Source organism: Pseudomonas sp. RC2C2, assembly GCF_018390435.1.
GTDB classification, from domain to species: Bacteria; Pseudomonadota; Gammaproteobacteria; order Pseudomonadales; family Pseudomonadaceae; genus Aquipseudomonas; species Aquipseudomonas donghuensis.
Map to the genome: position 1 here is coordinate 19,252 of NZ_JAHBAX010000002.1, position 13,504 is coordinate 32,755.

Below are 13,504 nucleotides of genomic sequence, written 5' to 3' on the forward strand. Positions count from 1 at the left end.
TTGCACGGATGGATTATGCGTTTGTATACAAAGAATGCAAATAATGTTTTCGTTGTTGTGCTCAGATAATTTGCCTGTGCAGCTATAAAGGCTATCGCCACCTGCAGAAATCCCTGCGGCTGTGTACAATGTGCCAATACCTTAATCGTTTAATTTTCTTACCAGGACTTGCCATCGCCCCTCTGGCTGGTATTACAGTCAGGGTCCGACTGGCGGATCTCCGTGCTCGAGTGCCCATGAACGAACAGCTGCAACCTCTCAAGAAACCAGTGCGTACCGGCAAGGCCGGTCGTAGCGGAACCCAGGACGATATCGTCTATGCGCACATTTTCGAGGCCATCCTCGAGCAGCGTCTGGCGCCGGGTACCAAGTTGAGCGAGGAAGCCCTGGGCGAGATCTTCGGCGTCAGCCGCACCATCATCCGCCGCGCCCTGTCGCGCCTGGCCCACGAAAGCGTGGTGCTGCTGCGGCCCAACCGCGGCGCGGTAGTGGCCAGCCCGACGGTCGAGGAAGCCCGCCAGGTGTTCTTCTCGCGGCGCATGGTCGAGCGCGCCATCACCGAGCTTGCGGTCGAGCATGCCACCGCCGAGCAACTCAACGAATTGCGCCAGATGGTCCGCGACGAGCGTGACAGCTTCTCCCGTGGCGATCGCGGCGCCGGCATTCGTTTGTCCGGCGAGTTTCACCTCAAGCTGGCAGAGGCTGCAGGCAATGCGCCGCTGATCAGCTTTCAGCGCAGCCTGGTGTCGCAAACTTCGTTGATCATTGCCCAGTACGAAAGCGGCAACCGCTCGCATTGTTCCTACGACGAGCACATGCAACTGATCGACGCCATCGAGGCCCGTGACGTCAACCAGGCGGTGAGCCTGATGATGCACCACATGGACCACATCGACAGCAAGCTCAACCTCGACGAAGACAGCGCGTCGGATGACCTGCATGCGGTGTTCTCGCACCTGCTGCAGACCAAGAAGCGTGGTGGGGTTGCACCGCTCAAGGGTTGAAGGCCAGTAACACCCAATCGCGGTGCGACGATTCGACTTGCCCCGCGATGCTTTCCGGCCACTGGCAGGTTATCCAGCCTCTGCTAGATTCTCACCTGATCCACCGCAAACCTTCATCAAGCAGTTGGGCTTGCGCGCTATGCGTAGAACTTCAACTACTTGAGGACAGGTATATGTCGATGCCCCTGAGCAAACGCATGGGTGCTGAACTGATCGGGACGTTCTGGCTGGTGCTGGGTGGCTGCGGTAGTGCGGTGATCGCCGCGTCGCTCCCCATCGGTATCGGCCTGGTCGGGGTGGCCATGGCCTTTGGCCTGACCGTGCTGACCATGGCTTTCGCCATCGGCCATATTTCCGGATGCCACCTCAACCCCGCGGTGTCGCTCGGGCTGGTGGTGGGCGGGCGTTTTCCGCTCAAGGACCTGCTGCCCTACGTCATCGCCCAGGTGATTGGCGCGATTCTCGGCGCAGCGCTGATCTACTTCATTGCCAGCGGCAAGGCGGGCTTTGAGTTGTCGGCAGGGTTGGCGTCCAATGGCTATGCCGAGCATTCCCCCAGCGGCTATTCGTTGGCGGCAGGCTTTGCCAGTGAGGTGGTGATGACCGCGATGTTCATCCTGATCATCATGGGCGCCACCGACAGCCGTGCCCCGGTGGGCTTTGCACCGATTGCCATCGGCCTGGCACTGACGCTGATCCACCTGATCTCGATTCCGGTCACCAACACCTCGGTGAACCCGGCGCGCAGCACCGGGCCGGCGATTTTCGTCGGTGGCTGGGCGCTGCAGCAGCTGTGGTTGTTCTGGGTGGCGCCGCTGATCGGGGCAGTGATCGGCGGCGCCTTGTACCGGGGGCTGGCGCGCGAGCCTTAGCGCTGGTGCACGCAGCGGCCGGCGGCGAAGGTCTGCTTGACGGTACGGTCGTCGCCCAGGGTCATCAGCACGAACAGCGTCTCGTCGATGCTGTTCGACTGCTGGAGGCGGTAGTCCATCAGCGCCGTGGCCTTGTAATCGAGTACCACGAAGTCGGCATCGTTGCCGGGCCGCAGGCTGCCGATACGGTCGTCCAGGCTCAGCGCCCGGGCGCCGCCCAGGGTTGCCAGGTACAGTGACTTGAACGGGCTCAGCCGCGCACCCTGCAGTTGCATGACCTTGTAGGCCTCATTCAGGGTGTTGAGCAGCGAGAAGCTGGTACCGGCCCCGACGTCGGTGCCCAAACCGACCTTGACCTTGAACTTCTCGGCCTGCGGCAGGTTGAACAGGCCGCTGCCGAGGAACAGGTTGGAGGTCGGGCAGAAGGCCACGGCCGAGCCGGTTTCGGCCAGGCGCTGGCATTCGTCGTCGCACAGGTGCACGCCGTGGGCGAACACCGAGCGCTGGCCGAGCAGCTTGAAGTGATCGTAGACGTCCAGGTAGCCCTTGCGCTCCGGGAACAGCGCCTTGACCCAGTCGATTTCCTTGAGGTTTTCGCTCAGGTGGGTGTGCATGTACAGGTCGGGGTATTCGCCCAGCAACTGGCCGGCCAGGGTCAGTTGCTCCGGGGTGCTGGTCGGCGCAAAGCGCGGGGTCACCGCGTAGTGCAGGCGGCCTTTGCCATGCCAGCGCTCGATCAGCGCCTTGCTCTGGATATAGCCGGATTCGGCGGTGTCGGTCAGGTAGTCCGGGGCATTGCGGTCCATCATCACCTTGCCGGCAATCATCCGCAGGTCCAGGCGCTCGGCTTGTTCGAAGAAGGCATTGACCGATTCGGGGTGCACGCTGCCGAACACCAGGGCGGTGGTGGTGCCGTTGCGCAGCAGTTCTTCGATGAAGATCTTTGCGACCTTGTCGGCATGCGCCTTGTCGGCAAACTGCTTCTCGCAGGGGAAGGTGTAGGTGTTGAGCCAGTCCAGCAACTGCTCGCCGTAGGAGCCGATCATGCCGGTCTGCGGGAAGTGGATATGCGTGTCGATGAAGCCCGGGGTGATCAGGGCATCCTGGTAATGCTCAACCTCGATGTCAGCCGCCAGGGTCGGCAGCAGGTCGCGGGCATGGCCCAGGGCGCTGATCTTGCCGTTGTCGATCAGCATCAGGCCGTCTTCGAAATACTGATAGGAGGCTTCGACGCCTACTTCGGCTGGGTCGGCGATGCTGTGCAGGATGGCGGCACGGTAGGCTTTGCGGGTTGCGCTCATAGGGCTCTCGTCATATGGCTTGGCTGCGCCGTGACGGCGGCAGCAATTGGGCAATGGGGCCGGCGTTGGCAGCGTTGTTGTGCTGGCCAAAGCTGGCGTTGTAGGTGGCAATGATTTCGGCGGCGATCGACACGGCGATCTCGATCGGCAGCTTGCCCTTGACCTCGGCGATGCCCATCGGGCAGCGCATGCGCTGCAGGCGCTCCTCGGCAAAGCCGCGTTCACGCAGGCGATGCTCGAACTTGACGCGCTTGGTCCTCGAGCCGATCAGGCCGAACCAGGTGAAGTCATTGCGTTTGAGAATCGCTGCGGTCAGTTCCAGATCCAGCTGATGGTTGTGGGTCATGACGATGCAGTAGCTGCCAGCGGGCAGGTCATCGACTTCATCCACCGGCTCTTCGCTGACGATCTTGCTGACCCCGGCCGGCATGTGCTCGGGGAATTCCTGCTCGCGCGAATCGATCCAGCGCACCTTGCAGGGCAAGGCGGCGAGCAAGGGTACCAGAGCGCGGCCGACATGGCCTGCGCCGAACACGGCGATCTGCGCCTGGACCTGGCCCATCGGTTCGAACAGCAGCACGGTGGCGCCGCCGCAGCACTGGCCGAGGCTGGCGCCGAGGCTGAAGCGTTCCAGGTGCGGCGCTTCACGGCGCTCGGCAAGCATCTGCCGGGCGATGTGCATGGCCTTGTATTCCAGGTGGCCGCCGCCGATGGTGTCGAACAGCTGCTCGGCGCTGACGACCATTTTCGAGCCGGCGTTGCGTGGCGTCGAGCCACGTTCTTCGATGATGGTCACCAGTACGCAGGGCTCGCCGCGAGATTGCAGGTCGGACAGGGCGTTGATCCAGGTGTGCATTATTCAGTTACCTCTACGGTGCCTGTTCTGGCCTCATCGCTGGCAAGCCAGCTCCCACAGGTCCGGTGTACACAGATCCTGTGGGAGCTGGCTTGCCAGCGATAGCGGACTCACGGTGTCACTGTCTCAACCTCGGTAGCAGGCTGTTGCGCCGCCACCGCCTTGCGCACCTGCTCGCAACCCCAGAGCACCCGCTCCGGCGTCGCCGGCGCATCGATCAGCGGGTGCACGCGGTAGTCGCCCAGGCTCGCCACGGCGTCCTTGATCGCGCACCAGGCGGCAATGCCGAGCATGAACGGCGGCTCACCCACGGCCTTGGAGTGGAATACCGTGTCTTCCGGGTTCTTGCGGTTCTCCACCAGCTTGACGCGCAAATCCACCGGCATGTCGGCCACCGCCGGGATCTTGTAGCTGGCCGGGCCGTTGGTCATCAGCTTGCCCTTGGCGTTCCATACCAGCTCTTCGGTGGTCAGCCAGCCCATGCCCTGGATGAACCCGCCCTCGACCTGGCCGATGTCGATGGCCGGGTTCAGCGAGGCGCCCACATCGTGAAGGATGTCGGTGCGCAGCATCTTGTATTCGCCGGTCAGGGTGTCGACGATCACCTCGGCACAGGCCGCGCCGAAGGCGAAGTAGTAGAACGGCCGGCCGCGGGCCTGGCTGCGGTCGTAGTAGATTTTCGGGGTCTTGTAGAAGCCGGTGCTCGACAGCGACACCTGAGCAAAATATGCCTGTTGCACCAGGGCTTCGAAACTGAGGATTTCATCGCGCACACGCACGTGGCCGTTGCGAAACTCGACGTCTTCCTCGCTGACCTTGTATTGACGGGCGGCGAACTCGGTCAGGCGTTTCTTGAGGATCTCGGCGGCATTCTGCGCCGCCTTGCCGTTCAGGTCGGCGCCGCTGGAGGCGGCGGTCGGCGAGGTGTTGGGCACCTTGTCGGTGTTGGTCGCAGTGATCTGGATGCGCTGGAAATCCACCTGGAACACTTCGGCCACCACCTGCGCCACCTTGGTGTTCAGGCCCTGGCCCATTTCGGTGCCGCCGTGGTTCAGGTGAATGCTGCCATCGGTGTAGATGTGCACCAGGGCGCCAGCCTGGTTGAGGAAGCTGGCAGTGAACGAGATACCGAACTTCACCGGGGTCAGCGCCAGGCCTTTCTTGAGGATCGGGCTGTTGGCGTTGAAGCGGCGGATCGACTCGCGGCGCTCGGCATAATCGCTGCTGGTTTCGAGCTCGGCGGTGATCTCTTCGAGCATGTTGTGCTCGACGGTCTGGTAGTAGTGGGTGACGTTGCGCTCGGTCTTGCCATAGTAGTTGGCCTTGCGCACCGCCAGCGGGTCGAGGGCCAGGTGGCGGGCGATGTGGTCCATGACCTCTTCGATGGCGACCATGCCTTGCGGGCCACCGAAGCCGCGGTAGGCGGTGTTCGACGCGGTGTTGGTCTTGCAGCGGTGGCCATGGATGGTGGCATCGCCCAGGTAATAGGCGTTGTCGGCGTGGAACATGGCGCGGTCGACGATCGACGCCGAGAGGTCCGGCGAGCAGCCGCAGTTGCCGGCCAGGTCGAAATTGATACCGTGCAGGCGGCCGTTGTCATCGAAGCCGACGTCGTATTCGATGTAGAACGGGTGGCGCTTGCCGGTCATGAGCATGTCTTCGACCCGCGGCAGGCGCATCTTGGTCGGCTGGCCGGTGAGGTGCGCGATCACTGCGCACAGGCAGGCGGGGCTGGCCGCCTGGGTTTCCTTGCCGCCGAAACCACCGCCCATGCGGCGCATGTCAACGACGATCTTGTTCATTGGCACGTCGAGGACTTCCGCCACCAGCTTCTGCACTTCGGTGGGGTTCTGGGTCGAGCAGTAGACGATCATTCCGCCGTCTTCGGTGGGCATCACCGAGGAGATCTGGGTTTCCAGGTAGAAGTGCTCCTGGCCGCCGATGTGCAGGGTGCCCTGCAGGCGATGCGGGGCGCTGGCCAGGGCGCTGACCGAGTCACCGCGCTGGTGGGTGTGGCTGTCGAGCACGAAGTGTTTCTTGCGCAGGGCCTCGACCACATCCAGCACTGGCTCCAGGTCTTCATATTCGATGATCGCGGCCATGGCCGCGCGGCGCGCGGTATCCAGGTCGCGGGCAGCGACGGCGACCACCGGCTGGCCAACGAACTCGACGGTGTCGATGGCCAGCAGCGGGTCACCGGGCAGCAGCGGGCCGATGTCCTTGAGGCCCGGTATGTCTTCATGGGTGATGGCGATGCGCACGCCTTCGAAGGCGTAGCAGGGGCTGGTGTCGATGCTCAGCACCCGTGCATGGGCGCGGTCGGACAGCCGCGCATAGACATGCAGCTGATTGGGGAACTCCAGGCGATCATCGATGTACACCGCTTCGCCCGACACATGCTTGTCGGCGCTATCGTGCTTGAGGCTGCGGCCAACCCCGGTGGTCAGGTCCTGGCTGAACAGTTCGGCCAGCTCTGCCTGGCTTTTGGCGACGTGATGGTTAGACATAAGCGGTCACCCGAGTTTCGATGTGCGGTGTTTGCAGTTCGATGAAGTATTTGCGCAGCAGGTTCTGCGCGCTGAGCAGGCGGTATTCTTTGCTGGCACGGAAATCCGAAAGCGGCGTGAAGTCCTCTGCCAGGGCCTGGCAGGCGCGCTCGATGCTGGCCTGGTTCCAGGCCTTGCCGACTAGCGCTGTTTCGCAGGCGCGGGCCCGTTTCGGGATCGCCGCCATACCGCCGAAAGCAATGCGTGCAGCCTCGACCACGCCGTTGCTGATGCGCAGGTTGAACGCCGCGCAGACTGCCGAGATGTCATCGTCCAGGCGCTTGGACACCTTGTAGGCGCGGAACGCCCAGTCGGCACGGGCCCGTGGCACGACGATCTTCTCGATGAACTCGCTATCCTGGCGCGCGGTGATGCGGTAGTCGATGAAGTAGTCTTCCAGCGCCAGGGTGCGGGTGTTTTCACCCTTGCGTAAAACGATCTGCGCATCCAGGGCAATCAGCAGGGGCGGCGAGTCACCGATCGGCGAGGCGTTGCCGATGTTGCCGCCGAGGGTGCCCTGGTTACGGATTTGCAGTGAGGCAAAGCGGTGCAGCAACTCGCCGAAGTCCGGGTACTCGCGGCTCAGGGCGTCGTAGCAGTCGGTCAATGGCGTGGCTGCGCCGATTTCCAGGTGCTGGTCGTGAGTCTCGATGCGCTTGAGTTCGGCGACGTTGCCGACATAGATCATCACCGGCAGGGTCTTGTGGAACTGGGTGACTTCCAGCGCCAGGTCGGTACCGCCAGCCAGCAACCGGGCTTCGGGGTGCGAGCTGTAGAGGTCGGCAAGGTCGGCCACGGTCAGCGGCACCAGGCAGCGCTTGTCGCCACTGTTGAGCTCACCGGTTTCGCTTGGGGCGATAGCTTTGAGGCGGGCGATGGTCTGGGCTTCGCTGGCATCGAACTGATCAGGCTTGGCCTGGCAGCAGGACTGTTCGGCAGCGGCCAGGATCGGCCGGTAGCCGGTGCAGCGGCAGAGGTTGCCGGCCAGGGCTTCCTGGGCCTTGTGCAGGTCGGGGGCGTCGCTGTTCTTTTGCAGGGCAAACAGCGACATGACGAAGCCCGGGGTGCAGAAGCCGCATTGCGAACCATGGCAGTCGGCCATGGCCTGCTGCACGCTGTGCAGCTTGCCCTGGTGCTTGAGGCCTTCGACGCTGATCAGCTGTTTGCCGTGCAGCGAGGAGACGAAGGTCAGGCACGAGTTGAGGCTGCGGTAGCGGATGTGCTCGCGGCCGTCATCGTTCTGCGCCAGCTCGCCGACCACCACGGTGCAGGCGCCGCAATCGCCGCTGGCGCAGCCTTCCTTGGTACCGGACTTGCCCAGGTGTTCACGAAGATACTCGAGGACTGTCAGGTTGGGGTCCAGGGCATGCTCACTGCGCAGCTCCTGGTTAAGTAGAAACTGGATCACGGGAAGGCCTCACAAGCGACTTATTGTTGTTGAGCGGACTGTAAGCAGACTTGATTTTCAGGTCAACAATTTTCTGACCTTTGGGTCAGGAAATTTCTCGTGGCGCTTCCGCCCTTTTACAGGTGCTCAGTTATGAGCATAGTTGGCCCTGTGTGATCCGAATCTTTTGCGCCAATCGTGCCAACTTCTGCCAAATGGCCACTGCGCGGCGTGGGGGCAAGTGCGCTACAATTCGGTGCTTGTGCACAGTTCAATGATTTTGAAGGAAAACCATGACGTTCAAGGCGCCGGACAGCCTCTCCGAGCAAATTGCCCATTACCTGGCCGAGCGGATCATTCGCGGTGAGCTCAAGCCCACCGAGCGGATCCAGGAGCAGAAGGTCACCCAGGCATTGAATGTCAGCCGTGGTTCAGTGCGCGAGGCGTTGCTGATCCTCGAGCGCCGGCACCTGGTGACCATCCTGCCGCGTCGTGGCGCCCATGTGACCGAGCTCGACGAACACAACGTGCGCAGCCTGTGTACGCTGATGGGCGAGCTGTATACCTTGCTCGGCAACGCCGTGGCCCTGAACTGGCGCAATGAGGGCGACCTGCTGCCGTTCCTCAAGATCCAGCAGCGCCTGACCAGTGCATTCGAACGCCAGGACATCCGCGTCTTCGTCGAAGACAGTTTCGCGGTGATGCGCGCCGCCTATCCGTTCGCCAACAACCCCTACCTGCAGGAAACCGTCGAGAACCTGCAGCCGGCCATGAGTCGTGCCTATTACCTGGCGCTGGATCAGCGCAAGGCCAACATGAACGACTTCCTGGTGCTGTTCGCCAACCTGCTCGAGGCCGTGGTGGCCCGTGACCCGCAGCGTATCCGCACGGTGCTGGCCGAGTACTGCCAGCGCAGCTGCGAGCTGGTGCTGGCGGCGCTGGCGACTGCCTGAGCATGCGCCTCAAGTGCATTCGCCTGGCCGGGTTCAAGTCGTTCGTCGACCCCACCACGGTCAACTTCCCCAGCAACATGGCCGCCGTGGTCGGGCCCAACGGCTGCGGCAAGTCCAACATCATCGATGCGGTGCGCTGGGTGATGGGCGAAAGCTCGGCCAAAAACCTGCGTGGCGAGTCGATGACCGACGTCATCTTCAACGGTTCGACCAGCCGCAAACCGGTGAGCCAGGCCAGTATCGAGCTGGTGTTCGACAACTCCGACAGCACCCTGGTGGGCGAGTACGCGGCCTATGCGGAAATCTCCATCCGCCGCAAGGTGACCCGCGACGGGCAGAATACCTATTACCTCAATGGCGCCAAATGCCGGCGCCGTGACATTACCGATATCTTCCTCGGTACCGGCCTGGGCCCGCGCAGCTACTCGATCATCGAGCAGGGGATGATCTCCAAGCTGATCGAGGCCAAGCCCGAGGACCTGCGCAACTTCATCGAAGAAGCGGCGGGCATTTCCAAGTACAAGGAACGCCGGCGCGAGACCGAGAACCGTATCCGCCGCACCCACGAGAACCTCGAACGCCTGACCGACCTGCGCGAAGAGCTCGAGCGCCAGCTCGAACGCCTGCATCGTCAGGCCCAGGCGGCCGAGAAATACAAGGAATACAAGGCCGAGGAGCGTCAGCTCAAGGCACAACTGGCGGCCCTGCGCTGGCAGGCCCTGAACGATCAGGTGGGCCAGCGCGAAGCGGTGATCGGCGACCAGGAAGTGGCCTTCGAGGCCCTGGTGGCCGAACAGCGCAATGCCGATGCCAGCATTGAGCGCCTGCGTGATGGCCACCATGAGCTGTCCGAGCGCTTCAACCTGGTGCAGGGGCGTTTCTATTCGGTCGGCGGCGATATTGCCCGGGTTGAGCAGAGCATTCAGCACGGCCAGCAGCGTCTGCGCCAGTTGCAGGATGACCTCAAGGAGGCCGAACGCTCGCGCCTGGAAACCGAGTCGCACCTGGGCCATGACCGCACGATGCTCGCCACCCTGGGCGAAGAGCTGCAGATGCTTGAGCCCGAGCAGGAGCTGACCCTGGCCGCTGCCGAAGAGGCCGCCGCCACCCTGGAAGACGCCGAAACCACCATGCACGGCTGGCAGGAGCAGTGGGACAGTTTCAACACCCGCTCGGCCGAGCCGCGGCGCCAGGCCGAGGTGCAGCAGGCGCGTATCCAGCAGCTGGAAACCAGCCTCGAGCGCCTGGCCGAGCGCCAGCGCAAGCTTGGCGAAGAGCGCGATCAGCTCAGTGCCGACCCGGAAGACGCCGCGATCCTCGAACTGGGCGAGCAGGTCGCGACCAGCGAACTGCTGCTTGAAGAACTGCAGATAGAAGAGCTGCAGGTGGTCGAGCAGCTCGAAGCGCTGCGCGAACAGCTGCAGCAGGCGGTACAGGCCCAGCAGCAAGCCCAGGGCGAATTGCAGCGCCTGGGCGGTCGCCTGGCGTCACTGGAAGCCCTGCAGCAAGCAGCGCTCGATCCTGGCACCGGCACCGCACAATGGCTGCGCGAGCAGGGCCTGGAGCAACGTCCGCGCCTGGCCGAAGGCTTGCGCGTTGAGCCGGGTTGGGAGCTGGCGGTGGAAACCGTGCTGGGCGCCGATCTGCAGGCGGTGCTGGTTGACGACTTCAATGGGCTGGACCTGAGCGCCTTTGATCAAGGCGAGCTGCGCCTGCTCGACAGCCGCGGCCAAGGCGTGCGCATGCCCGGCAGCCTGCTCGACAAGGTCGAAGGGCGCATCGATCTGGCGCCCTGGCTCGGCCAGGTCAAACCGGTAGAGCGCCTCGAACAGGCCTTGGCCCTGCGCACTCAGTTGGCCGAGGGGCAAAGCCTGATCAGCCGGGACGGTTACTGGGTGGGCCGGCACTTTTTGCGTGTCAGCCGCGCCAGCGATGCCCAGGGCGGGGTGCTGGCCCGAGGTCAGGAGCTGGAGCGCCTGGGCCAAGAGCTGCAAGAGCACGAAGCGACGCTGGAACTGCTGGAGGCCAGGCTGCAGGAGCAGCGCGAGCAGCAGCAACAACTTGAAGAGCGCCGCGAGCAACTGCGCCGCCGCGCACAGGACGAAGCGCGCCAACAAAGCGAGCTCAACGCCCGGCTCTCGGCCGGCAAGGCCCGCGCCGAACAGTTGAGCCTGCGCCGCCGGCGCCTTGAAGAAGAGCTGGCCGAGCTGCTCGAACAACGCAGCATCGAGCACGAAAACCTCGGTGAGTCACGCCTGCAACTGCAGGAAGCCCTCGACCTGATGGCTCAGGACACCGAGCAGCGCGAGCTGCTGCTGGCTCAGCGCGACAGCTTGCGCGAACGTCTCGATCGGGTGCGTCAGGAAGCCCGTCAGCACAAGGATCATGCCCATCAATTAGCGGTGCGCCTGGGGTCATTGCGCGCCCAGCACGATTCCACCCGCCAGGCCCTGGAACGTCTGGAACTGCAGTCCGAGCGCCTGAGCGAGAAGCGCGAACAGCTGACCCTGAACCTGGAGGAGGGCGAGGCGCCGCTGGAAGAGCTGCGCCTCAAGCTTGAAGAACTGCTGGAAAAACGCATGAGCGTCGATGACGAAATGCGTCAGGCGCGGCTGCACATGGACGAAGCCGACCGTGAGCTGCGTGATGCCGAGAAGCGCCGCACCCAGGCCGAGCAGCAGTCGCAACTGCTGCGTGGCCAGCTCGAGCAGCACCGGCTGGAATGGCAAGGGCTGAGTGTGCGGCGCAAGACCTTGCAGGAGCAACTGCTCGCCGACGGCTACGACCTCGACGGGGTACTGGCAACCCTGGGCGAGCAGGCCAGCGAGCAGGAAGCCGAGCAAGAGCTCGAGCGCATCGATGCGCGCATCCAGCGCCTGGGCGCGATCAACCTGGCGGCGATCGACGAGTACCAGCAGCAGTCCGAGCGCAAGCGCTACCTGGATGCCCAGGACGCCGATCTGGTCGAAGCCCTGGACACCCTCGAAAACGTCATTCGCAAGATCGACAAGGAAACCCGCAACCGCTTCAAGGATACCTTTGATCAGATAAATGCCGGATTACAGGCACTTTTCCCAAAAGTTTTCGGTGGTGGCAGCGCTTACCTGGAACTGACGGGCGAAGATCTACTCGATACAGGGGTGACGATCATGGCGCGGCCACCGGGCAAGAAGAACAGCACCATCCACCTGCTCTCGGGCGGTGAGAAAGCGTTGACCGCCCTGGCCCTGGTGTTTGCCATTTTCAAGTTGAACCCGGCACCGTTCTGCATGCTCGACGAAGTCGATGCGCCGCTGGACGATGCCAACGTCGGGCGTTACGCCCGGCTGGTGAAAGAGATGAGCCAGACAGTGCAGTTCATCTATATCACCCACAACAAGATCGCCATGGAAATGGCCGATCAACTGATGGGGGTTACCATGCATGAACCGGGTTGTTCACGGCTGGTGGCGGTGGATGTGGAGGAGGCGATGGCCATGGTCGACGCCTGATTTGAAGCAATAAGGTGTGAACCAGCGGTAAATGGCCCTGTCAGTTGCGACAGACGGTGTAAAGTTATCTTTGGTCGTGCTAGCTTAATGTCACTTATTTTTTTGCGTGGGTAAAACGCCTGTCAGAACATAGAGTTGGCGCCACGTTTTAAAGGGGTTTAAACCCTTTATTTTTCAGCATTTTTTACAGAGGCACGGGATTACATGGAAATCGGTCTGCGCGAGTGGCTGATCGTCATCGGCATTATTGTCATTGCCGGTATTCTTTTCGACGGCTGGCGCCGCATGCGCGGCGGCAAGGGCAAGTTGAAATTCCGTCTGGACCGCAGCTTTTCCAACCTGCCGGACGATGACAGCAGCGGTGGCACCGAAGTGATCGGCGAGCCGCGCGTGCTCGACACCCACAAAGAGCCAGCGCTGGACGAACACGATTTGCCGTCGATGAGTGCGGGGCGTGAGCGTGAACCCAAGGTCGGCAAGGGCAAGCGCAACAAGCGCGGCAACGAGCCACAACAGGGTGACCTGAACCTGGCCGCCGAACCGCGTGAGCCGGACCTGTTCGGCAATGCTGACGATGACTTCCCCGACGAAAGCCCGAAAACCACTGGCTACGGTTCCAGCGAAGGCAAGGACCTGCCGCCGGTTGAAGAAGTGCTGGTGATCAGCGTGATTTCCCGCGACGAAGGCGGCTTCAAGGGCCCGGCGTTGCTGCAGAACATTCTGGAAAGCGGCCTGCGTTTCGGTGAAATGGACATCTTCCACCGGCACGAAAGCATGGCCGGTAATGGCGAAGTGCTGTTCTCGATGGCCAACGCGGTCAAGCCGGGCGTGTTCGACCTCGATGACATCGACCACTTCAGCACCCGTGCGGTGAGCTTCTTCCTCGGCCTGCCGGGCCCGCGTCATCCGAAGCAGGCCTTCGACGTGATGGTGGCGGCGGCACGCAAGCTGGCCCACGAACTCAACGGTGAGCTCAAGGATGACCAGCGCAGCGTGATGACCGCGCAGACCATCGAGCACTACCGCCAGCGCATCGTCGAGTTCGAGCGCCGGGCGCTGACCCAGAAGCGCTAACGGCATCGCCGGCCTTGCCG

The 13,504-nt window shown here is 62.9% G+C and carries 9 protein-coding genes; 5 read left to right on the forward strand and 4 right to left on the reverse strand.

What is annotated here, in order from left to right:
• Nucleotides 1-236: 236 nt before the first annotated feature.
• Both KHO53_RS18595 and aqpZ read left to right on the forward strand, forming a co-directional pair.
• Complete coding sequence (locus KHO53_RS18595) at nucleotides 237-1,004, forward strand: GntR family transcriptional regulator (protein WP_010226037.1); 768 nt, start codon at nucleotides 237-239, stop codon at nucleotides 1,002-1,004.
• A 179-nt stretch (nucleotides 1,005-1,183) separates the two neighbouring features.
• Entirely contained in the window at nucleotides 1,184-1,876 is a 693-nt protein-coding gene (gene aqpZ, locus KHO53_RS18600; RefSeq protein WP_374045271.1) for an aquaporin Z, read from the forward strand.
• On the opposite strand, the gene guaD is transcribed toward aqpZ, so the two are convergent.
• From guaD to xdhA, 4 genes are all read right to left on the reverse strand, one after another.
• Complete coding sequence (gene guaD / locus KHO53_RS18605) at nucleotides 1,873-3,177, reverse strand: guanine deaminase (protein ID WP_213570639.1); 1,305 nt, start codon at nucleotides 3,175-3,177, stop codon at nucleotides 1,873-1,875. The two genes, aqpZ and guaD, sit on opposite strands and share 4 nt — an antisense overlap.
• Nucleotides 3,178-3,187: 10 nt before the next feature.
• Complete coding sequence (gene xdhC, locus KHO53_RS18610; protein WP_010226032.1) at nucleotides 3,188-4,033, reverse strand: xanthine dehydrogenase accessory protein XdhC; 846 nt, start codon at nucleotides 4,031-4,033, stop codon at nucleotides 3,188-3,190.
• Between the two features lie 110 nt (nucleotides 4,034-4,143).
• Complete coding sequence (xdhB, locus tag KHO53_RS18615; protein ID WP_036994366.1) at nucleotides 4,144-6,540, reverse strand: xanthine dehydrogenase molybdopterin binding subunit; 2,397 nt, start codon at nucleotides 6,538-6,540, stop codon at nucleotides 4,144-4,146.
• On the reverse strand, nucleotides 6,533-7,987 hold the full coding sequence (gene xdhA / locus KHO53_RS18620; protein ID WP_010226028.1) for a xanthine dehydrogenase small subunit: 1,455 nt from the start codon (nucleotides 7,985-7,987) through the stop codon (nucleotides 6,533-6,535). Before xdhA ends, xdhB begins: the two co-directional genes overlap by 8 nt.
• Nucleotides 7,988-8,259: 272 nt before the next feature.
• Here xdhA and KHO53_RS18625 point away from each other — a divergent pair, with 272 nt between their 5' ends.
• From KHO53_RS18625 to zipA, 3 genes are all read left to right on the forward strand, one after another.
• The gene (locus KHO53_RS18625; RefSeq protein ID WP_010226026.1) at nucleotides 8,260-8,919 is read left to right on the forward strand and encodes a GntR family transcriptional regulator; all 660 of its coding nucleotides are present in this window, start codon (nucleotides 8,260-8,262) and stop codon (nucleotides 8,917-8,919) included.
• A 2-nt stretch (nucleotides 8,920-8,921) separates the two neighbouring features.
• Nucleotides 8,922-12,410, forward strand: a complete 3,489-nt coding sequence (gene smc, locus KHO53_RS18630; protein WP_036994368.1) for a chromosome segregation protein SMC — start codon at nucleotides 8,922-8,924, stop codon at nucleotides 12,408-12,410.
• A gap of 204 nt (nucleotides 12,411-12,614) precedes the next feature.
• Entirely contained in the window at nucleotides 12,615-13,484 is an 870-nt protein-coding gene (zipA, locus tag KHO53_RS18635) for a cell division protein ZipA (protein ID WP_010226021.1), read from the forward strand.
• The last annotated feature ends 20 nt before the right edge of the window (nucleotides 13,485-13,504 follow it).